Annotated in this window: 23 protein-coding genes, 1 pseudogene and 1 other annotated feature; of the genes and pseudogenes, 9 read left to right on the top strand and 15 right to left on the bottom strand. The window is 46.7% G+C overall.

Features of this window, described 5'->3' with window-relative positions:
* Positions 1-25: 25 nt before the first annotated feature.
* From GJB59_RS01185 to gnd, 11 genes are all read right to left on the bottom strand, one after another.
* Positions 26-718, bottom strand: coding sequence for a Na-translocating system protein MpsC family protein (locus tag GJB59_RS01185; RefSeq protein WP_142828475.1), 693 nt, complete (start codon positions 716-718; stop codon positions 26-28).
* Positions 719-882: 164 nt separating this feature from the next.
* A complete protein-coding gene (locus GJB59_RS01180; RefSeq protein WP_142828474.1) occupies positions 883-1,251 on the bottom strand; it encodes a DUF4181 domain-containing protein in 369 nt (122 codons plus the stop codon).
* 18 nt (positions 1,252-1,269) lie between these two features.
* The gene (locus GJB59_RS01175; RefSeq protein ID WP_142828473.1) at positions 1,270-1,818 is read right to left on the bottom strand and encodes a GNAT family N-acetyltransferase; all 549 of its coding nucleotides are present in this window, start codon (positions 1,816-1,818) and stop codon (positions 1,270-1,272) included.
* Positions 1,769-2,332 (bottom strand): GNAT family N-acetyltransferase, encoded by a 564-nt coding sequence (locus GJB59_RS01170; RefSeq protein WP_142828472.1) that lies wholly within the window; start codon positions 2,330-2,332, stop codon positions 1,769-1,771. The genes GJB59_RS01175 and GJB59_RS01170 overlap by 50 nt, the downstream gene beginning before the upstream one ends.
* Before the next feature lie 15 nt (positions 2,333-2,347).
* Positions 2,348-2,887, bottom strand: a complete 540-nt coding sequence (locus GJB59_RS01165) for a GNAT family N-acetyltransferase (RefSeq protein WP_142828471.1) — start codon at positions 2,885-2,887, stop codon at positions 2,348-2,350.
* 47 nt (positions 2,888-2,934) lie between these two features.
* Positions 2,935-3,339: a GNAT family N-acetyltransferase gene (locus tag GJB59_RS01160; RefSeq protein WP_142828470.1), complete on the bottom strand. Its 405-nt coding sequence runs from the start codon at positions 3,337-3,339 to the stop codon at positions 2,935-2,937.
* Positions 3,336-3,467 carry a hypothetical protein gene (locus tag GJB59_RS19170; protein ID WP_268951296.1) on the bottom strand — a complete coding sequence of 44 codons (132 nt, stop codon included), beginning with the start codon at positions 3,465-3,467 and terminating at the stop codon, positions 3,336-3,338. Before GJB59_RS19170 ends, GJB59_RS01160 begins: the two co-directional genes overlap by 4 nt.
* A 20-nt stretch (positions 3,468-3,487) precedes the next feature.
* Positions 3,488-3,916 (bottom strand): DUF4181 domain-containing protein, encoded by a 429-nt coding sequence (locus tag GJB59_RS01155; protein ID WP_142828469.1) that lies wholly within the window; start codon positions 3,914-3,916, stop codon positions 3,488-3,490.
* Positions 3,906-5,576 carry an FAD-binding dehydrogenase gene (locus GJB59_RS01150; protein ID WP_142828468.1) on the bottom strand — a complete coding sequence of 557 codons (1,671 nt, stop codon included), beginning with the start codon at positions 5,574-5,576 and terminating at the stop codon, positions 3,906-3,908. Before GJB59_RS01150 ends, GJB59_RS01155 begins: the two co-directional genes overlap by 11 nt.
* A gap of 381 nt (positions 5,577-5,957) precedes the next feature.
* Positions 5,958-7,502: a gluconokinase gene (gene gntK, locus GJB59_RS01145; RefSeq protein WP_142828467.1), complete on the bottom strand. Its 1,545-nt coding sequence runs from the start codon at positions 7,500-7,502 to the stop codon at positions 5,958-5,960.
* Between the two features lie 161 nt (positions 7,503-7,663).
* Positions 7,664-8,548 (bottom strand): phosphogluconate dehydrogenase (NAD(+)-dependent, decarboxylating), encoded by an 885-nt coding sequence (gene gnd, locus GJB59_RS01140; RefSeq protein WP_142828466.1) that lies wholly within the window; start codon positions 8,546-8,548, stop codon positions 7,664-7,666.
* Positions 8,549-8,676: 128 nt separating this feature from the next.
* Here gnd and GJB59_RS01135 point away from each other — a divergent pair, with 128 nt between their 5' ends.
* On the top strand, positions 8,677-9,528 hold the full coding sequence (locus GJB59_RS01135; protein ID WP_142828465.1) for a MurR/RpiR family transcriptional regulator: 852 nt from the start codon (positions 8,677-8,679) through the stop codon (positions 9,526-9,528).
* A 44-nt stretch (positions 9,529-9,572) separates the two neighbouring features.
* On the opposite strand, the gene GJB59_RS01130 is transcribed toward GJB59_RS01135, so the two are convergent.
* Positions 9,573-10,811 (bottom strand): MFS transporter, encoded by a 1,239-nt coding sequence (locus tag GJB59_RS01130; RefSeq protein WP_142828464.1) that lies wholly within the window; start codon positions 10,809-10,811, stop codon positions 9,573-9,575.
* Between the two features lie 64 nt (positions 10,812-10,875).
* Positions 10,876-11,131, bottom strand: a binding site (T-box leader).
* A 55-nt stretch (positions 11,132-11,186) separates the two neighbouring features.
* Entirely contained in the window at positions 11,187-11,546 is a 360-nt protein-coding gene (locus GJB59_RS01125) for a winged helix-turn-helix transcriptional regulator (protein WP_142828463.1), read from the bottom strand.
* A 141-nt stretch (positions 11,547-11,687) separates the two neighbouring features.
* Here GJB59_RS01125 and GJB59_RS01120 point away from each other — a divergent pair, with 141 nt between their 5' ends.
* The 6 genes from GJB59_RS01120 (at position 11,688) to GJB59_RS01095 (ending at position 18,011) form a co-directional block, all read left to right on the top strand.
* Positions 11,688-12,914 (top strand): MFS transporter, encoded by a 1,227-nt coding sequence (locus GJB59_RS01120; RefSeq protein WP_142828462.1) that lies wholly within the window; start codon positions 11,688-11,690, stop codon positions 12,912-12,914.
* A 15-nt stretch (positions 12,915-12,929) separates the two neighbouring features.
* Complete coding sequence (locus tag GJB59_RS01115; RefSeq protein WP_142828461.1) at positions 12,930-13,769, top strand: aldo/keto reductase; 840 nt, start codon at positions 12,930-12,932, stop codon at positions 13,767-13,769.
* Positions 13,770-14,011: 242 nt separating this feature from the next.
* Positions 14,012-14,689 carry a DUF4084 domain-containing protein gene (locus tag GJB59_RS01110; RefSeq protein WP_142828460.1) on the top strand — a complete coding sequence of 226 codons (678 nt, stop codon included), beginning with the start codon at positions 14,012-14,014 and terminating at the stop codon, positions 14,687-14,689.
* Between the two features lie 69 nt (positions 14,690-14,758).
* Complete coding sequence (locus tag GJB59_RS01105) at positions 14,759-15,901, top strand: sensor domain-containing diguanylate cyclase (RefSeq protein ID WP_142828459.1); 1,143 nt, start codon at positions 14,759-14,761, stop codon at positions 15,899-15,901.
* Positions 15,902-16,096: 195 nt separating this feature from the next.
* Positions 16,097-17,320, top strand: coding sequence for a dicarboxylate/amino acid:cation symporter (locus tag GJB59_RS01100; protein WP_142828458.1), 1,224 nt, complete (start codon positions 16,097-16,099; stop codon positions 17,318-17,320).
* A gap of 97 nt (positions 17,321-17,417) precedes the next feature.
* Positions 17,418-18,011 (top strand): histidine phosphatase family protein, encoded by a 594-nt coding sequence (locus tag GJB59_RS01095; RefSeq protein ID WP_142828457.1) that lies wholly within the window; start codon positions 17,418-17,420, stop codon positions 18,009-18,011.
* Here the strand turns inward: GJB59_RS01095 and GJB59_RS01090 are convergent.
* Positions 18,005-18,817 (bottom strand): PP2C family serine/threonine-protein phosphatase, encoded by an 813-nt coding sequence (locus tag GJB59_RS01090; protein ID WP_142828456.1) that lies wholly within the window; start codon positions 18,815-18,817, stop codon positions 18,005-18,007. The genes GJB59_RS01095 and GJB59_RS01090 overlap by 7 nt on opposite strands.
* Positions 18,818-18,980: 163 nt before the next feature.
* Between GJB59_RS01090 and GJB59_RS01085 the strand changes: the two genes are divergently transcribed.
* Together GJB59_RS01085 and GJB59_RS01080 are read left to right on the top strand one after the other, a co-directional pair.
* Positions 18,981-19,325, top strand: a complete 345-nt coding sequence (locus GJB59_RS01085; RefSeq protein WP_142828455.1) for a heme oxygenase — start codon at positions 18,981-18,983, stop codon at positions 19,323-19,325.
* 99 nt (positions 19,326-19,424) lie between these two features.
* On the top strand, positions 19,425-20,624 hold the full coding sequence (locus tag GJB59_RS01080) for an MFS transporter (protein ID WP_142828454.1): 1,200 nt from the start codon (positions 19,425-19,427) through the stop codon (positions 20,622-20,624).
* A 161-nt stretch (positions 20,625-20,785) separates the two neighbouring features.
* On the opposite strand, the pseudogene GJB59_RS01075 reads toward GJB59_RS01080, so the two are convergent.
* Positions 20,786-21,202: pseudogene (locus tag GJB59_RS01075) on the bottom strand (cupin domain-containing protein); the annotation flags it as partial.
* Positions 21,203-21,227: the final 25 nt, after the last annotated feature.

Genomic DNA, 21,227 nt, shown 5'->3' with positions numbered 1-21,227 from the left:
TTTCGCTTGTTTATCCTATTTCTCTTTAGCGCTCCGGCTCGATCAGCAGCACTATGTACCCGACCTCTTCTTTAAAGTTCCAATCGGTGAACACCTCTACGATGCCACGTTTTAAGATGCGCTCGAGAGCAGAACCATAAATGAGTTTTGATTCCAATGGCCGCTTAGCCAATTTAAGCTCTTCGGTAAAGTTGTTTTTAATCAATTCCTTCTCAAGTTCAATTAAAATCCCGGTTCTTCGAATCAATACAGTCCGTGCATTCAGCCAATAAACCTCTGTTTTCTCCGGTTCTTTCTGAGCTTTCCTGCTGACATCGACCACTTCCTGGAAAAATGCATTTTTGTCTATGCTTTGCGGCCATTCGGTTTGCTCAGCGGCTTCTCCGCTCAACTCCAGAATCAGTAAACCGGTCTTGTTCTCCAGATTCCAATCAGCATAGATTTCTTTTATATCCAGTTCAGCTAACTTCAGCAAGTCCATCTTCACTTGCTCATTCAATTCAGCCATCAGCAAGTCCCTTATCTTCTGTACCTGGGCAGATTGGTTTTGGCTCATCAGCACTTTTTCTGTCGGTCCCAGAAACTCGCGCAAATGAATGACGATAAATGGTTTTTGGATTGCCACATATACTGAAGTCGGTCCTTTTCCGAAATTAGTGCGCAATAGCCCCGAAATATACCCCTTCACTTCCGCTTCAATAGTTTTCTCCCTTTTCATGAACGCTTCTCCTTTGGATGATGCAAAGTTTGTTGCTGATGCTATTCCCCTATACGAGAACCCTAAAACCCGCTCTGGTCCGTTCGTGCTAATATCACCAGGAGAAAAATAGATCTGCAGACTAAACACCCATATACTTTCATCCGATAGAAGGAATTGGTCCATTATGCCAAGATAAAAAAACTCAACAGCAAGACTGCAGCAATGGCAGCTTCTGTTAATTGGCTGATCCAGATATGTTCGTTTTTAGCATATTTCCATTCCATGAAAGCACGGCTGACTGAGCTGATAAGGAAATATAGAAAAAGATAATACACCCAATTGATGCTTCCCATCAATTGATTGCCCAAGCTTATTGCTCCAAAAAGAAAACCGATCATCAGTACTGCTTCCATTAACGCGTGAGTCCGGTTCAATGGCCAATACAGCAATTCTTTGCGCTTGGAAATTTCCCAGCGTTTTCTTACGTATTGCCCTACAAAAAAATTTGCAACAATATAAAACAAACAAAGCATAAGCGCCTTGGCTATCAAACTTTTTCCTCCTCCTTTTTAGCAATCATTTACCCATTCTGTTGTGAGCAAGGAAAAAACAAAGGCATCATGGGATTGGTTCTGTTGATGCAAGTAGCCGCGCAATCGCCCTTCCAGTGTAAAGCCAAGCTTTTCCAAAAGCCGGTTTGACGAAGTGTTTTCCGGAAATGTCACAGCTCCGATCCGATACAGACCGAGTTCTGCAAAAGCATGCTTTAAAACACCGTTGACTGCTTCCTGCATCAATTGCCGGCGCCAATAATCCGGATGCAGTTCATAGCCGATTTCCGCTTTTTTCGCTTTCAAGTTTAGATTGTTCAAACCTATTGTCCCGATAAAACTGTCTGTCTCCTTAAGGCGAATCGCCCAACGCACCCCGCGTTTCGCATGAAAGCTGGCATGGAACGACCGGATGATTTCGACTGCCTCTTCCTCGTGTACTAAAGAATCCATTCCGTAATAGGCAGTCACTTCGTCACGCGACATAATGCCAAAAAATGCTGCTGCATCCTTTTCTTCAACTTTCTCCAAGCGCAGCCTTGCGGTTTCCAATAGTGGAAATTCCATCGTTTTCCTCCTTTTCAATAGCAAACACCCAAACTTTTTTTCCAGACAGGTCAATTTCCTTTTCCATTGCCATTCCAATATGCTGTGCCACTTTTTGCGAAGCCCTGTTATCCCGCTGAATGAGCGAAATGAGGCGGCTTCTTCCCAATTGATGCAAGCCATAGTCACGCAAAGCTCTTGCTGCTTCTTTGGCATAGCCCTGTCCCCAAAATTCTTTGGCTATCCAATAGCCGACTTCCAATTCATCAACCTCTTCAACCGTTTGAGCTACAAGACCGGCATGGCCGATCCGTCTGCCATCCGACTTCCGCACAAGCAGCAAAAGGCCGCTTTGGAAATTTTCTTGATAAGAGCGGTAGATCCAATAAAGAAATTCAAGTGCTTCACTTCGATCTCTGGTCTGACCCTTGCCGATATAGCGGATTATTTCAGGGTCGGACAGCAATGACCACAAAAAATGAAAATCTTCATCTCTATAAGGCCGGAACTCGAGCCTGTCAGATTGAAGATACATGCTAACAGCCCCTTTCTAAAGATCGCGCGGATTGATGATAGCCAGCATTTGATGGTCCTGCCATTCACCGTTGATTTGAACATTCTGGATGGCGATTCCTTCTTTATGGAAACCTGCCTTTTCCAGAACCCGGATGGAAGCATCATTTCCCGGCATGACACCAGCTTCGATGCGGTGCAGTGCCAGCTTTTGAAAAGCATACGCCACGACCAACTTTAACGCCTCTGTCGTGTAGCCTCTATTATTGTATTTCTTATCCAAAGCATACCCGACAACCGCACTTTGCAGCGGCCCTCTCATTACTTGAACGAGACTGATTGTCCCGACCAGCATACCTGTCTCATTCTCAAAAATTCCGAAGCTGTATGCCTGATCACTTTCTTTTTGTTCCGCATAAATCTCAATCAGTTCCTTTTGAATCGCTAATGTATAGAAATCCGGATAGCGGGTCATTGAATATGCTTCAAAAAGGGTCCGATTCTCTATTTCCAGCCGCAGCTTTTCTGTCGCATCTTCCGGAAGAAAAAACCTGATATGTATCCGCTCACTTTTCATTTAAACGTCGCTCCTTTGGTTTAAAACGTTCCACGTGAAACAGCTGTTCATTCATCCATTGTTTTACGGAAGCCATAAAACGGCCGGTAGCCCTGTGCCTCATAGAAACTGCGGGAGGTGCTGCTGGCCAGCAATTCCACCCGGGTTTTCGGGTACTCGCTGTGAATAGCCTGCATCAGCTTTTTCCCAATTCCTGACTTTCGATGATGGGGGCTTACCAGCAATTCGCAAATATAGAGGGAAACGAATCCGTCTGTCAGCCCCCGCAAACAACCCACTACCTGCCCATCAACTTCAGCAACAACTGCCACAGAAGAATTTGCCCATGCCCGTTTTGTGTCTTGTTCTTTTGTCACCAAATTGCTCCATTGTTCTTGTTTGTTTAAGTCATGGATGTGTGGAAAATCCGCTTCCCGGTATGGGCGGATCACTAAAGCTTCTTGTGTTTTCATTTGCCGCTCTCCTTTGCACTTTCTTTTAGCAATGCAATCATTTCTTGATTTTGTTCGATCTGTTTTTCTGAATTAAGGCGGATCATCCTAACCCATCTCAATGCAAAGGCTGCAATGGAATCGCCCATCTTTTTTTCCTCCTTTCATTTCAGAGATTATAGACATACTCAAGAAATTCCGGAAATAAACTTATTCCAAAAGCAATGAAGATGACAGTGGTAGTCAGCGATTCCAACAGCGTATACATATACTCGTAAGGATTTTCCGCGTGTTTTTTCTGAAATGAAGCTTGGACCCCAAGCTGGACAGCTCCGATGACAACTGAAACCAGCAGCACATAAAGACTGGCGGCACCGTATTCAAAAAGTAGCATTGGCACTGAAATCGCCGCAACCACGGATATCCCTTTTAATATCCTGTCCCATTTCTTCTGGTCTTCATACACTTCATTTTTTGAAAAGAACGGTTTTCTTTCCACGCCGAAGATTTGCCGCAAGACGGTATTTGTTAAAAAAGTGCTGGCGGCCACCCCCATTATAAAGAGGACTACCCGCCATCCTATCCCTTCAAATAACACTCACAGAACCCCCTTCGTTCACCACTGCTCTGCCCGCCGTCCTTCCCGAAAACAAGCAGCCGCCAAGAAAAGTGCCTTCAAGCGACCGATAGCCGTGGACGCCTCCGCCTCCGAATCCCGCTGCTTCTCCTGCAGCATACAGGCCGGGTACCGGTTGCTCATTATTATCCAGTACTCTGGCAGACAAATCTGTCTGCAAGCCGCCCAAGGTTTTGCGGCTGACAATATTCAGGCGAACCGCAATGAGCGGCCCTTTTTTCCGGTCCAACAATTTATGCGGAACAGCTACTCGGATCAGCCGGTCGCCCCGGTAATTCCGTGCGCCCCGCATCGCTGTAATCTGCAAATCTTTTGAAAATGGATTGTCGAGCTGCCGGTCGCGCGCTTCTATCTGCTGCTTGATCTTTGAAAAATCCACCAGATTCTCACCAGTCAGTTTGTTCATTCCTGTTACCAGGTCCTCCAGCGTATCGGCTACGATAAAGTCTTCTCCCTTATCCATAAACGCCTGCACCGGCGCTGTAGCTCCGGGGCGGATACGGGATAACACTTGCGGAATGCTTTTGCCGGTCAAATCCGGGTTTTGTTCGGAACCTGACAGCGCAAATTCCTTTTCGATGATTTTCTGAGTCAGGATGAACCAGGAATAGCTGTAGCCGGTCTTTTGAATGGTTTCGAGCGTTCCGAGTGTATCGAATCCCGGAAAATTTGGTGCTGGAAAACGCTGCCCGGTTGCATCGAACCACATGGAAGATGGCCCCGGCAAAATACGAATGCCGTGTTTGCTCCAGACCGGGCTCCAATTTTTGATGCCTTCGGTATAATGCCACATCCGGTCGCGGTTGACGATGCGCCCGCCAGCTTTTTCCGTGATGGCGAGCATTCTGCCATCAACATGCGCCGGCACGCCGGACAGCATCGTCTCGGGTGCTTTGCCTAACCGGCTCGGCCAATTTTCTCTAATCAATTCATGGTTGCCTCCAATGCCGCCGCTCGTCACGACCACAGCCCGTGCTTCGCAACGGAAATTGGCGACTACCTGCCGGGAACTCGCTTCTCCCCGCTCGGCGTTGCTCGGCTCCAGCAGTGAACCCGAAACACCTGTCACCACTCCTTTTTCAGTGAGGAGCTCATCTACTCGATGCCTTGGCCGATAATCAACAAGGCCATTCTTCATATGCTCACGCACCCTCCGCTCGAACGGCGCAACGATGCCCGGTCCCGTTCCCCAGACGATATGAAAACGCGGCACCGAATTGCCATGCCCTTCCGCCAAATAGCCGCCGCGTTCTGCCCAACCGACAACTGGAAAGAATCTGACACCCATGCCGGCCAGCCAGGTCCGTTTTTCATTCGCTGCGAAATCCACATACGCCTCTGCCCATTTCTTCCCCCAATAATCTTCATCCTGCTCCTTGTCAAAACCGGCTGCCCCAAGCCAGTCCTGCCACGCTAATTCTTTCGAGTCGTTAATGCCCATACGCCGCTGTTCCGGCGAATCTATTAAAAACAGACCGCCGAACGACCACCATGCCTGCCCGCCAAAAGACGCTTCCGGCTCCTGATCCAGCAACAGCACTTTTTTGCCCGCGTCAGCGATTTCCGCTGCCGCCACCAACCCCGCAAGGCCTGCCCCTACTACAATTGCATCGAATTCCATCCGTACATCCCCCTTGATGTTGAATGATTCTATAACTGCTTTTATCCCGCTTTAGCGGTTAGTGGGATGCCCCCACTGATTGAAGTTTCTCTTTATCGTATCATGAGCTATTGGAAAATTATAGATATTTTTCATCCGTTTTCTGATTGTTTGGTTTATTTTTACGAAAATTTCTGCCGTACGTGCATATTTTATTTTAAGCGTGCATATCTTTTGCTGAACGTGCATATTTCAAATCGAACGTGCATAAGTTCCAGCCAAGCGTGCATAAAACAAGCCACGACCACCCAGCAGATTTTATTCGAATAAATAAAGAAAGTATTTCCAAGAAATCAACCTAAAAACACCCTGGATCAGCTTTCTGGTCCAGGGTGTCGCGTGTCACTCCAAATGCTTCCGTTGGAAGTCTGAAATGCTTTCGTATTCTTCTGTCAGCAGGCGTGATAACCGGATATAGATGGGCAGCAGTTCCCGGTAGACGCCGGCCGCTGCTTCGTCGGGTTCATGCGTATGCGTCTGGCCGATCATTTCGGAGACGATGCTGAAATCCTCGATCTCCCCCGTGGCGTACATGCCTAAAACGACAGCGCCAAGGCAGGAGCTTTCAAAGCTCTCTGGAACAATCACTGGCTTGCCGAAAACGTCCGCCAGCAGCTGGCGCCACATTTCCGAACGGGCAAAGCCCCCTGACGCCTGAATGCGCACCGGTTCACCGGCCAGTTCTTCGACCGCCAAAAGCACAGTATACAAATTATAGACGATGCCTTCCAGCACAGAACGGATAATGTGCTGCTTTTTATGATGGATGCTGAGTCCGAAAAACGACCCGCGTGCATTGGCATCCCATAGCGGCGCCCGCTCCCCTGTCAAATAGGGATGGAACAGCAAGCCGTCCGCACCGGGGTTGACTGTCTCAGCGATTTTCGTCAGCACATCATACGAATCGATGCCGAGGCGTTTCGCGGTTTCCACTTCAGATGAAGCAAACTCATCCCGCAGCCAGCGCAGGACGATGCCGCCATTGTTAACCGGTCCGCCGACCACCCAATGATTCTCGGTCAGCGCGTAGCAGAACGTCCGGCCTTTTGGATCTGTTTTCGGCTCTGCCGTGACGGTGCGGATAGCGCCGCTTGTGCCGATAGTAACTGCCAGAACGCCAGGTTCAATGGCATCAACACCTAAATTGGCCAATACGCCATCGCTTGCCCCGATGATAAAGGGAACATCTTCAGGAATGCCCATAAACAGTGCATGTTCCGGAACGATTCCCGTCAATTCATGTGTAGTCGGAACCAGCCGCGACAACTGCTCAGGTGCAATGCCTGCCACAGCCAAAGCTTCTTTGTCCCAATCCAGCTCCTGCAGGTTGAAAAGACCTGTCGCAGAAGCAATCGAATGGTCGACTACATATTCTCCGAACAATTCACGAAAGACGTATTCCTTGATGCCGATAAACTTCGCAGCCTGCTTGCAGACTTCCGGTTTTTCATCTTTCAGCCAGACCAATTTTGCCAGTGGCGACATCGCATGAATTGGCGTACCAGTCCGCAAGTAGATTTCATGGCCATTCAGCTGTTCTTTTATGTGCTTGGCGTGTTTTGAGCTTCTCGTATCAGCCCAGGTGATGCTTTGCGTCAGCAGGCTTCCTGAAGCGTCAACTGCAATCAGGCTATGCATCGCCGAACTGAATGACACCAGTTTCAGCTGCTGCAGATCAATTTCGCTTTTCCGGATTGTTTTTCGGACAGAGGTCAACACTGCGCGGAAAATCTCCTCTGGATCCTGTTCTGCGATGAGCGGGCTCGGCGTCTCCAGTGCGTAGAAAACGGTATCGGCTTCTATTACTTTTCCGGATTTATTGAATAAAACCGCTTTTGTCGAAGTGGTACCGATATCCACTCCCAAATAATATGACTGCTCAGGCATAGGAGCCCTCCTCTATATACAAGAAAGAGAAAAAGGAATCACTTCCTTTTTCTCTTCAAGTTTAATTTAGATAAAGAAGCTTATGATCAAGACTACCACGAAACTGGCTAGTCCGAAGACGCCTTTGCCATTATCCGCTAAAGAATATTAGTTCAATCTTCTTATTTCTTCTCTACCGCATGCCCGCCGAATTCATTGCGCTGTGCTGCCACAACTTTCCCTGCAAAAGTATCGTCCTCCAATGAGCGGTAGCGCATCATCAGTGACAGCGTAATGACCGGTGCCGGCACATTCAAATCAAGTGCTGTTTCCACAGTCCATTTGCCTTCGCCTGAAGAATTCATGACGCCTTTGATGCTATCGAGTTTAGCGTCTTTAGAAAATGCGTTTTTCGTCATTTCCATCAAATACGAGCTGATGATCGATCCATTGTTCCAAACGTCAGCCACTTTTTCGTAGTCAAAATCAAATTGGCTTTTGTTCAGGATGTCGAAACCTTCTGCGATTGACTGCATCATGCCGTATTCGATTCCGTTATGGATCATTTTCAGGAAATGTCCGCTTCCCGCTTCTCCCGTATACAAATAGCCATCTTCCACAGAGATGTCTTTTAACAGAGGTTCAATGGTTTTGAACTTTTCTGCATCGCCGCCGATCATCGAACAAATTCCGTGGCGCGCTCCTGCTGTTCCACCGCTTGTTCCGCAATCAAAAAAGTAAATGCCCTGCTCTTTTAAAGTTGCTGCACGGCGTACCGTATCCTTGTAGTTCGAGTTTCCGCCATCAATAATGGAATCTCCCTTTTCGAGCAAAGGCATCAATTGTGCGATAACCGATTCGGTAATTTCACCCGCTGGCACCATTAGCCAAAACGTGCGAGGTGCTGTCAGCTCTTTTACCATTTCTTCAATCGAAGATACTTGGCTGAAGCCATTCTCTTCGATTGCTGCATGGCTGTCATATCCAACAACTTTATGGTTGTGGTCCACCAAGTTAAGCGCCAAATTCAATCCCATTTTTCCTAAACCAATAATTCCAATTTCCATTAGGGAATCCTCCTTTAAAATAAAAGAATATTTTTCTTTAATTAACTCATTGTATCAAATATTTTTCCGCAATCAACATATTGTTGTATAATAGATGAAAATACTTTTACAGAAACGAGGCGCGGTTCATGAAAGAACAGCAATTTGCGCTGGCTGCCATACGCGGTAGTTACCGCCATTTCAGTGAAAAAGAAAAAAAGATTGCCGATTATGTATTAAACGACCCAAAGAATATTATTCATTTGACCATCAACCAGATCGCGGATGAACTGGGGTTGGCTGAATCGACGGTTTTCCGTTTCTGCCAACGAATCGGCTTTAAGGGATTTCAAGCCTTTAAGATTTCGCTTGCCGCAGAAGTAGTGGCACCGTTAAAAGACATTCATGAAAAAATTGAAGAAGGCGACAGCATCAGCGCTGTCACCGAAAAAGTATTCCGGTCCAATATTAAGACGTTAGAAGATACTCTTCAGATTGTGGATGCCGAAGCGATGGCGCAGGCAACTGAAAAACTGATGGCCGCCCGTAAAATCGACTTCTATGGAAACGGTGGTTCTGCTATGGTGGCCATGGACGGTTACCACAAATTTGTCCGTCTCGGACTGCAAGTCTCCATGAATCTCGACTCCCATATGCAGTTGATGGCTGCGTCCCAACTTCGATCGGACGATGTGGCAATCGTTATTTCCCATTCTGGTACGACCACTGACGTCCTTGACGTCCTGCGGGTTTTGAAGGAAAAAGGTGTCACGATCATCTCTGTTACCAACTTTGCCAAGTCCCCTTTATCGAAAGATGCAGACATTGCACTGTACACAGTCTCAGAAGAAACTGATTTCCGTTCCGAAGCCTTGTCTTCCCGAATCGGCCAATTAAGTTTGATCGATGCGCTTTACACCAATTTGATGATCGCCCGCGGCAATGAAGGCAAAAAGGCCCTTCAGGATATGCGCGAAGCGATGTCTCATAGACGTTTATAGCTTAAAAGGCCGTTCCTGTTTTAAGGGAACGGCCTTTTTTTATTTTAACTGTTCTCCTTGTTTAAAACCGGCTGGCGAAGCGGCGGTTGGCTCAAGGTATTTCTTTTCGTTTTTACCAATGTACAAACAACCAGAACTCCCATCAGCAGCATGCACACTGATCCCCCAATGATTACTGGCCGTATAGAAAAGAATTCTGCTGCTACTCCTGCTGACACCGTCAGAAGGATAACGGCTAAGGCTTCCAGCAAACTGTAAATACTGAGGACTCTGCCCATCACCGCAACCGGAATATGATCCTGTACATAGGTTTGGAATCCGGTGTTGGCAAAAGCTAAGGAGAACGCCAAAATCAGGAATCCGGCAGCCGCTCCTTTAAAACCGGCCGCACCCGCATAGACCAAATACCCGATAGCAGTGAACACAGCACCACTTGCCATCAGGAAAGCCGCAGAAAACTGATAAGCCCATATGGAAACAAGGATCGAGCCGGCAATGATGCCAAGTCCAGCCAAGCTGACCAATAATCCATACCGTTGTTCGGACAAACCTAAAACGGTTATGGAAAAGGCCGCTTCCAATGAGTCCAAGGCCGCTGCAAGAACAAGGATAGTGCTGAAAATAAAATACACTCTCATAACGTCAAGGTTTTGAAAACTGAAATCTTTTACGATTTGCCAGTCTTTCAGCAATAAGTGAACTGAAAAATTTCCCGCAACAGAGGCTTCTTTTCCCAGATTCGGCAGCAACATCGTCAACAGGGCTGAAATGAGCAATGCGCCTGCATTTATATAAAGCGCTAAGCTCGGTGTCCCAATCAACAAAAGCAATCCGGCTAGAGCGGGTCCCACCAAAAAAGCCCCTGAATCGATCAGGCTTCTAAAGGCATTAAATCTTTTTCTTTGTGACGGGTCCAACAGCATCGTGATATAAACCATGGACGCCGGTTGAAAGATAGAGCTTCCTACCCCAATCAGAAAAACAATCATGTAAATAACAGGCAGCGAAGTGACAAAAGGCAAAGAGCCGATTAACGATGCCCGTAAAATATCCAGTGCGATCAAAATCGACCTTTTGTTCATCCGGTCGATTAAGGTTCCTCCCCATACATTTGTGAGTACTGATGCTGCTGGCTGCATCAAGTAGAGAACGGATACCGCCAACACCGATCCTCCTGCCATTTCGAAAACCCGCAGATTTATTGCAATAAGATAAACCCAAGCTCCAATATTCGCAATTCCAATGGCCATCAGCATAATGAGTGGCGCTTTCCAATGCCCCATCCTCTATTCCCCCGCTCACCTTTTTATTTGGAAAATAAAAAAATCCCACCTCCAAGACCATTGTCTTGGAGGCGAGATTCGGTTTCGCGGTGCCACTCCAGTTGTTTCGACATGTCGCCACATCGAACTCATCAAGTACGGCAGGATCGCCTGCTTATACTCTAGCTCTGTAACAGGAGCTCCTGTCACACCATCGCCGTGTAATCGGTTCCGATGCGCTGCTCAGAGTTTTGCTTCAATCATCCGTTCTTGTTCCTTTTCAGCTGCCGGAACTCTCTGGAAAGAATGGAATGACCTACTCTTCTCTTCAAGGCATTTTGTTTTTTTACATCCTAGCATTTTATCCCATTGCCTGTAAATGTTTTTTCAACGCATTCACTCGTTTAAAATCCCTTCCTGCAATACAGCAGATTTATCCCCATACACTTTTGTCAGGTGCATGTCGCCCCATGAACAAAGGGAATTCAAGATTCCTTCCAAGCTGATGCCGTATTCGCTCAGTTCGTACTCCACTTTTGGCGGGACCTGGTTGTAGACAATGCGGTTGATGACTCCATCACTTTCAAGTTCACGCAGTTGCTGCGTCAACATTTTCTGGGTGATGTCCGGCATGAGCCGCTTCAGTTCACTGGTCCGTTTTTTGCCGCGCATCAAATGGCAAAGAATGACGGTTTTCCATTTGCCTCCGATCACTTCCAAAGTTGCCTCTACCGATATGTTGTATTTCTTCTCCATTGCGCTTCTTCCTTTCTTATAGGCACTAAAAAGTGTCTACAGCACTTTAAAGTGCGTACTTCCTTTTGTTTACTCCATACCACATACTAGCATTTATCGACCGAAATTGATTGATGAAAACTTATTTGGAGGAGAAAAAATATGTCTATTAATAAAAAAAGAAGCACCTTAGCCTTGTTGGCACTGGCACTCAGCGCGTTTGCCATCGGCACGACCGAATTCATCAGCGTTGGCCTGCTGCCGATGATTGCAGAGGATTTGACCATCAGCGTTACAACAGCCGGCTTGACGGTTTCACTTTATGCGTTAGGCGTCATGTTCGGTGCGCCTGTCCTGACGTCACTGACAGCCAATATGTCACGGAAATCCCTGCTGCTGTGGATCATGGTGATATTCATACTTGGCAACTTGCTTGCCGCAACCGCCACGACGGTCGGAGTGCTGCTAATAGCGCGAGTGGTTTCAGCTCTTGCCCACGGGGTATTCATGGCTATCGGGGCTACCATTGCCGCTGACTTGGTTCCTGAAAACAAACGGGCCAGTGCCATTGCGATCATGTTCACCGGATTGACTGTCGCTACGGTCACAGGCGTTCCTTTCGGTACATTCCTGGGTCAGCAGTTTGGCTGGCGCTCAGCATTTATGGCCATCGTCGTCATCGGGATTATCGCGTTTATCGGAAACAGTGTCTGGATTCCGTCCGACCTGAAAAAAGCTGTCCGCACTTCTTTCCGCGACCAAGTAAAATTGGTGACAAACGGCCGGTTGCTGCTGGTTTTTGCCATTACAGCCCTTGGTTACGGCGGCACGTTCGTGGTATTCACTTACCTGTCCCCATTGCTGCAGGAAGTAAGCGGATTTGAGGCAGGAACGGTCACGCTCATTCTGGTAATTTACGGCATTGCCATCGCCATCGGCAATACGGTTGGCGGCAAGCTTGCCAACCAGAATCCAATCAAAGCCTTGTTCTATATGTTCCTGATCCAATCAGTCATTTTGCTTGTCCTGGCTTTTACCGCGCCGTTCAAAATCGCTGGCCTCATCACCATCATCATTATGGGCCTTTTCGCTTTCATGAATGTTCCGGGACTGCAGGTTTACGCAGTGATGCTTGCGGAGCGCTATGTACCGAGTGCAGTGGATGTGGCATCAGCCATCAACATCTCTGCGTTTAATGCCGGCATTGCCATTGGCGCGTTTCTGGGAGGTTTAGTGGCTGACTCGATCGGCCTCATCCATACATCGTGGATTGGCGCCATCATGGTTTTCGGCGCTGTCTTACTGAGCGCATGGAGCCGTCACCTGGAAAACAAAGAAACACGCACCCAAACCGTTCCACACCAATTGCACGAAACACCAATCAACTAACTGGAGGATGATGAAATGAAAAACTTACAGGATACAACTACTTTACACAACGGCGTTAACATGCCGTGGCTCGGCCTCGGCGTATTTAAAGTCAACGAAGGATCGGAAGTTATCGATGCAGTCAGTACTGCGATTGCCAATGGCTACCGCAGCATTGATACAGCTGCAGCTTATGGCAACGAAGAAGGTGTGGGCCAAGGAATTCGCGATGGATTGGAGAAAGCGGACATTCCAAGAGAAGAGCTTTTTGTCACTTCGAAAGTATGGAATTCGGATTTAGGCTATGAAGAGACTCTCGCTGCCTATGAAACCAGCCTGAAAAAAATGGGCCTGGATTATCTGGATCTGTATTTGATCCACTGGCCGGTTGAAGGGAAATTCAAAGATGCGTGGCGCGCTTTGGAAACCTTGTACAAAGAAGGACGTGTCAAAGCGATTGGTGTCAGCAACTTCCATATCCATCACCTGGAGGAGTTAATGAAAGATGCGGAAATCATGCCCATGATCGATCAGGTTGAATACCACCCGCGTCTGTCTCAGCAAGAATTGCATGATTTCTGCAAAGCACATAACATCCAGCTTGAAGCCTGGTCTCCTTTAATGCAGGGCGAACTGCTGAATCATCCTTTGCTTGTGGAAATTGCGGCTAAAACTGAAAAAACGGTTGCACAGGTCATCCTTCGCTGGGATCTGCAAAATGGAGTCGTGACAATCCCGAAATCTACCAAAGAAGTGCGGATTATTCAAAATTCACAGGTTTTCGATTTCCAATTGACCGATGAAGACATGGAAAGGATTTCACAATTGAACGAAAACCGCCGAGTCGGTCCGGATCCGGACAACTTTGATTTTTAATTCCACAAAAACCTCCTTTTTTCTAATAGAAGGAGGCTTTTTTCTGTAAATTAACAGTAGCTGGTTATACAATTCGATTGTGGTTTTATTTTTATAATTTTTTCTTAAAATAATAAAAAAAAGCATTATATTTACAGTAGATATAACGTACTATAATAACAAGCACTTTTTCCGGGAACGCTCCGTTAACTCTCTGTTCTGGAGCTTAACTAATTTCGATTTTGAGCAGGGAGGTTTATCTAATGGGATCTAAAAATAAAAAACGACTGGCTCTAAGTTTCATTATATTTTACATCCTGCTATATTTCGTCTGGTTGAATGTCTGGGCAGAAAATGAAACTGTTTTGACTTTTGGCGGGAATGTTCTTTCCAGCATAGGCTGTCTGATTGCTTCAGTCTGGCTTTTCCAAACTTCGCGAAAAAGTACAGGAAATGAAAAGGTCTTTTGGCTGCTCCTCGCGATCGGTACTTTGAATTACTTTGTCGCCGAGGTTCTATGGATAATCTATGAAAACATCTTATTTGGTGAAGTTCCTTTTCCAGGACCCCCAGACTTATTTTACTTGCTTCAATTTGGTTTTTACTTAGCAGCTTTTTCATTTAAGTTGGTTAAGGAAACCGAAAAGCACCAGTTTATCAAATTCTTTTTCGATGTGCTGATCGTCATGGTCGTCGCTGCTACGTTCAGCTGGCATTTTCTGCTTAGCCCAATTATTGAAGTCGGCGATGTCGCGACATATCCCTTACTTGTTTCGCTAGCCTACCCAATAGGTGATTTAACTCTCTTACTTGGCGTTCTCAGTATTTATTTGGGCATAAAGAAATCCACTTTCAACAAGAGCCTGTTTTTTCTTTCACTGGGACTATTTTTTCAAATTATTGCTGATTCTGCCTATATGTACTTAATTTCTGTGGATTAATACAATTCCGGCAGCCTGATTGACCCTCTATTCGCTTTGGCCGTCTTATTAATAGGTTTTTCCGGATTTTTGAGCACTGTACAAACATTGGATCCCGAAGCAGCCTTACTAGATGAAAAACCTGTACAGCAACTGGATTTCCTTCGCCTTTCGCTTCCTTACGTTACCGTTTTGATTTTGTTCGTTTTCATGGCCTCCCGCTCTTCTGGCATTGATGTGGTGACAATCGGTTCAGGAATTTCCATCCTATTGGTCATATTCAGGCAAATTATAATTATTTCAGAAAATCAGCAATTGCTTCAGAAATACCAGGATAAAACCGAGCAGCTTGATGTAAGCGAGCAGCGCTATAAGTCTTTATTTGATTATCATCCGGATGCTGTCTATTCACTTGATGTGACCGGGCGCTTTGAAAGCGCCAATCCATCCAGCAATGCTCTTTTCGGATATGAGAAAAATGAACTGATTGGCCTTTCGAACTCTTTATTCATTGAAAAGGACATGCAGCTCCAAGCTGCCCAGTATCTGGAGAATGCGCTGCGGGGACAGCCCCAAAGCTATGAAGTGCCGATGCGCAGCCGGTTTGGCGAATTCCATTACCTCAGTGTCACCAACATACCGATTATGGTGCGCAACAATATTGTCGGCATCTTTGGCATCGGCAAAGACATTACAGAGAATAAGAAAAATGAAGAAAAAATTCAATTTCTAGCGTATCACGACCCGTTAACTGGCTTAGCGAACCGCCGATACTTTGGAGAATCGTTGAAAAAAGCAGTGACAGAAGCCGAACTGCTGAACGAAATGTTTGCGGTCATGTTTATCGATCTGGATCATTTTAAAGAAGTTAACGATACATTGGGGCATGATATTGGAGATGAACTGCTGATTTCTGTTGCAAACAGGATCACAAGCTGTATGAGCAGCAATGATCTCGTTTCCCGGCAAGGAGGAGACGAATTCACATTGATCATGCGCAACGTCAGCGGATTGGAAACAGTTGCACAAACAGCTGATAAAATCTTGAGTTCACTGAAGCAAGCGCATCGTATAAACGATGCTGAAATTTTCAGCCCGCCAAGCATCGGCATTGCCGTTTATCCATTAGATGCTTCGACCCCTATGGATTTAATGAAGAAAGCCGATAAAGCCATGTACGAGGTCAAAGCCAATGGCAAAGGCCATTATCAATTCAGCAAAGAAACGATCTGAATAACCCCCAAACAGTCCTCGAGCGAGCGCTGTTTGGGGGTTATTTGGTTGCCAAACGTTCTCTCTGTCTTTTGCATTTTTTCTGCGGGAAGGGCAAGCAGACATTTTGACAGGCCCGCTCACTCTGTTATAAGTTAGGAAAGTTAATTCCGATAGAAATTATAAGGATTACTAGTTTAAACAAGGAGTGAGACTATGAAAACCGCTTGGAGATACTATGTCAATGCTTCATTGATTTTTAAAATTACCATTGCACTCATACTCGGCGTCGGCGTCGGTTTGATATTTGGGGAACAGGCAGCTGTTCTGGCTCCGCTTGGCGATTTGCTGCTGAACTTATTGACCTTCCTGATCATTCCGCTGATTCTTTTCACCATGATGGTCGGCATTAACCAATCTTCCATCGGAGATCTTGGAAGAATGGGTGGCAAGGTCTTCGCTTACTATACACTCAGTTCTGCGTTCGCTATTATTGTCGGATTGGCCGTAGCCAGTTTTTTTCAGCCGGGCACCGGCATGCAGCTGCAGGGCAATGAAACTTTTGATGTTCCGGAAAACCCCGGAATCGTCAGTGTCCTGCTGAACATTGTCCCTTCCAATATTTTCACAGCTTTCACCGAGCTGAATCTGCTTGGCATCATTTTCACCGCCTTCGCTTTTGGCATCGCGCTATCCTATATGCGCGATTCCAGTGAATTGGAAAGCCTGGGCGAGCATTTGTACAAAACCGTAAATGCGCTGAACGAAATGACCATGCTTGTATTAAAGGCAGTTTTGCAATATGTGCCGATCGGAATTTTCGCCATCATGGCTGAGACTGTCGGGAGCCAAGGATTCGATACGCTTTTGTCACTCGGTGAAATGGTGCTGGTATTGTACGTGGCCCTAATTGCTCAAGTGCTTCTCTATACGTTGGTTTTGCTGATATTCAAAGTAAAACCGGGCCAGTTTTTCAAGCAGGCCCGCACACCGATGCTGACTGCATTTGTTACACAAAGCAGTTCGGGGACGCTGCCATTGACCTTGGATGCCGCTAAAAATTTAGGGCTGTCGAAAAGCCTATACGGATTCAGCCTGCCGCTCGGCGCGACCATTAATATGGACGGGGCCGCCATCCGGATTGCTGTATCAGCCGTTTTTGCAGCAAATCTCGTGGGAGATCCGTTAAGCCTGTCCGAAATGATGATGGTGGTGCTGGTCGGAACTCTGGCGTCTATCGGAACCGCTGGCGTTCCGGGTGCTGGAATAGTCATGATTGCCACTGTATTTGTCCAATTGGGCTTGCCGATGGAAGCTGTCGCATTGCTCGTTTCCATTGATGCATTGGTCGGAATGGGCTGCACCGCATTGAACATTACCGGCGATCTGGTCGGAACCACGGTGATTGATAAAAACGAAAAGAAACGAAAAACCGCATAATTCGATAAAAGAGGCTGCCCTTTTTAGGCAGCCTCACTTTTTAAAATCCGGTGATTCCGTTATGCTGGTAAGTAACACACTAAAGGAGATGGCTCCATTGACAACAATTGGTTTGGTACGGCATGGCATAACGGATTGGAACATACAGGGCATCGCCCAAGGATCTTCGGATGTCCCGCTCAATGAAACGGGACGCCAGCAGGCGGAGTCGCTTGCAAACCGGCTTGCTGCCGAAGAAAATTGGGACCTGATCATCTCAAGTGACTTATCCCGTGCAAAAGAGACGGCTGAAATTATTGGCCGAAAACTCTATTTGCCGGTCAGCCATTTTGATACGCGGCTGCGTGAAAGAAGCGGCGGCAAAATTGAAGGCACGACAGAAAGAGAGCGCCTTGAAAAATGGGGACCCGACTGGCGAAATCTCGATTTAGCGATGGAGGACCTGGGGGAGGCAACCGAACGGGGGCTGGCCTGCCTCGAGGACATTCTGGAAAATTTTCATGGCCAGCGTGTGCTGCTGGTCAGCCACGGAGCTTTAATCGGCTTAATGCTCCAAAAACTCATGCCCGAAAAATTCAAGGAAACCTCCATGGACAATACGTCCATCACAATGTTAAAAAATGCTGATAGCCGCTGGGATTGTTCGCTGTATAATTGTACGGTCCATCTGGCAAAGAGCGAAAGCTACTGATTGCTGGCATAGCTTGCCTGCTCCGGCACATCCACTTTCCACGAAACCACGGTCGCGCTGTCGCGAACGTGGTTTTTCTGGATAGTTGCCAGTAACGCAGCCACCCCGTCAGTTGTTGCGGCTCCCTTGCACTGGTGCCATATGCTTTTAGGCTCGGCAAATACCGCACCTGGACATTCCACCAGTCCGTCTGTCGCCAATAGGAGCTGATTTTCTCCTTGCCGCAATTCCCTTACGCCGCTGCTGAAGCAGGGAACCTGTTGTTCGAAAGTATTTATCTGCCCGACCCATTCGTAAAATTGGCGCTGATTGATTTGGTACTGTCCAAAAGCTTCCAGTTCCGGATGAAAAACGTACAGCAGACAATCACCAATGGAAAGCCAGTACAAGTACTTCCCTTTTCTTACCGCTATGAGGCACGCCGTCTCGCCCTGTACATGCCGGCATGCTTCCATAAAGCTCTGTTCCTGGAACATCTGCAATAATGCTTTTTCAAAGCTGATGAAAAATTCAGTACCGATTTCACCTGATAGGAGCGAAGCGATAGAACTTTGATGCTGTTCCACTTGTGCGATGACCAGTTCGGCACTCTGGGCTGAATTATGCGCATCCAAAATCGCCATGAACTCCCAGTCCTCTTGTTCGCTGACCCAAACCAGGCAGCCATCTTCGTTCTTGGTTTGGCCAGCATCAGAATTTCCGCCAAATCGCCCAACCACCACCCGGCCGATTTGCTGAACGTCGGGCTGATTGATGTAAGGAGCGTTGCTTCCTGTCCAGCTAAATTTTTTTATTTGTTGCGTCATGCATCCAACCCCATTTCCAATATTCTTACAATTATAGTTTACGGGAAGAGGAATGGACAGAAAAAGATAATCGATAGCGTCAGCATACACATCATTTTTCAGAATGTGATAAAGTTAGTAACAGTGAGCAACATAAATTTGAGTGAAAAAGGAGAGATTCTTGATGTATATCGTAACCAACCGTATTAAAATGAAACCGGGATTCGCAGAAAAAATGGCTCCTAACTTTGCCCGGCCAGGTGCTTTGCAAGAAATGGAAGGCTTCGTCAAAGTCGAAGTGACAGTTACGCAGAACTTGACCGAATACGATGAATTGAACGTCAATATGTACTGGGAGAACCTGGAGAACTTTGAAGCCTGGAAAACCAGCGATACCTTCAAGGAAGCCCATAAGCGCCCTGAAGCAAGTTCAGACAGCAATGAACCGAAAAAAGAATCGCCGATGCTCGGCAGTGAACTGGTAATCACCAAAATCGCCGCTCTTATCGAAGCGAAAACTTCAAACTAATGAAAAAAAACAGATAGCCTGATTTTGGCTGTCTGTTTCTTTTGTGGCTATCCCTTTCTCTGTTCCAAGAATTACATTACCCAGCAAGGAGCATTTCTATTGAACAATTCAAAACCCGCTTTATGGACAAAGGACTTTATCGTCACCGCCTTAGTGAATTTTTTCTTGGTCCTTATTTTCTATCTCTTGATGGTCACCATCGCCGTTTACGCCGTCGAGGAATATAACGCGTCAACGAGTGAAGCCGGTCTGGTTACCGGGATTTTCATCCTGGGTGCACTGGCTGGAAGGCTGATTATCGGCCGCAGCATCGATAAAATTGGCCGTAAACGGACCTTGATCATCGGCCTTGCTTTGTTTACGCTGACTACCTTTTTCTATTTCCTGAACTTTGGCTTGCCGTTTCTTTTGCTCAACCGTTTTCTTCACGGCATGACCCTCGGGATGGCGAGTACGGCGGCCGGAACCATAGTTGCCCAGATCATTCCGATGAGGCGCAAAGGCGAAGGCATCGGCTACTTCAGCCTCAGTGCAACGTTGGCGACTGCTTTTGGGCCGTTCATCGGTTTGATGATGAGCCAGCACAGCAGCTATGAAATGATTTTTTCGCTGTGCCTGGCTTTAGGTGCAATCAGCTTGATCGTCTCTTTTTTTCTTTATGTTCCGCCGATTGAAGCCCCACCTTTCACTGACGAAACGAAAGGGTTTAAAATTTCCGATTATATCGAACCGAAGGCTGTACCGATCGCACTTGTTTGTCTGGCGATTGCCCTTTGCTATTCCAGTGTTCTATCCTTCATCAATTTCTACGCCATGGAAGAGAATTTAGTGGAAGCCGCCAGCTACTTCTTCCTGGTCTATGCGCTGGCAATATTGGTTTCACGGCCATTTACCGGGCGACTGATGGATTTGAAAGGTGCGAACTTTATCATGTATCCGGCCTTTGCCGTTTTTGCAGCCGGTTTGTTCCTGTTGAACGTTTCGAGCAGCAGTGCAGGCTTGCTGGTTGCCGGTGCATTGATCGGCTTTGGCTTCGGCAATATGCAGTCAACAGCACAAGCTGTGGCCGTTAAACTGACACCGCCTCACCGGATGGGGCTTGCAACGTCGACGTTTTTCATTTCGATGGATGCCGGACTCGGCTTTGGCCCCTATCTTTTGGGCTTCGTAATTCCGTTGATCGGCTATAGCTCGCTGTATGGGATTCTTGGCTTTGCGGTTCTGGCAACCGCATTCCTGTACTATATGCTGCACGGCAAAAAAGAGCGCGCGGACGCGGCGGCTTTGGCTTATAAGTAATCTCGATAAATTGAATGAAAGAAGGTTACTTTAACCGCTTCGGCCGCTATTAAAGTGCTCTAGCAACTAGCGAAGACTTTTATGGAAGCAATAAGGCAGCATGAGTTCTGTTGAAATATTTACTTCACTAATATAAAAAAACGGCCCAAGTGGCCGTTTTTTTATTCTTCCTCTTCTTCTGCTTTTTCAGCAATCGCTTTGGTTTTATGGACTGTGCCGTGCGGATGTTCAGGCGGTGCATAAATTGAATAGATTTTTAAAGGCTTGTCGCCTGTATTTGTGACATTATGCCATTTTCCTGCCGGAATCATAATGGCGTAGTCATCTTCAGCGTTTTCTTCAAATGTCAGGTTTTCTTCGCTGTCGCCCATTTGGACAAATCCTTTTCCAGCTTCTACCCGCAGGAATTGATCACCTTCGTGGACTTCCAGGCCGATGTCATCCCCTACTTCGATGCTCATCACGGTTACCTGCAAGTTTTTCCCTGTCCACAACGCTGTGCGGAATGTGTCATTTTGCTTGGTTGCCTCTTCGATATTTACAACAAACGATTCTGCTCCATAATCCTTTAATTCCATTGTCAATTCCTCCTCCGAATTTGCT

Source organism: Planococcus soli, from assembly GCF_016881065.1.
GTDB classification, from domain to species: Bacteria; Bacillota; Bacilli; order Bacillales_A; family Planococcaceae; genus Planococcus; species Planococcus soli.
The sequence above is the reverse complement of the archived record's forward strand: the minus strand, read 5'-3'. Positions and strand labels throughout refer to the sequence as shown.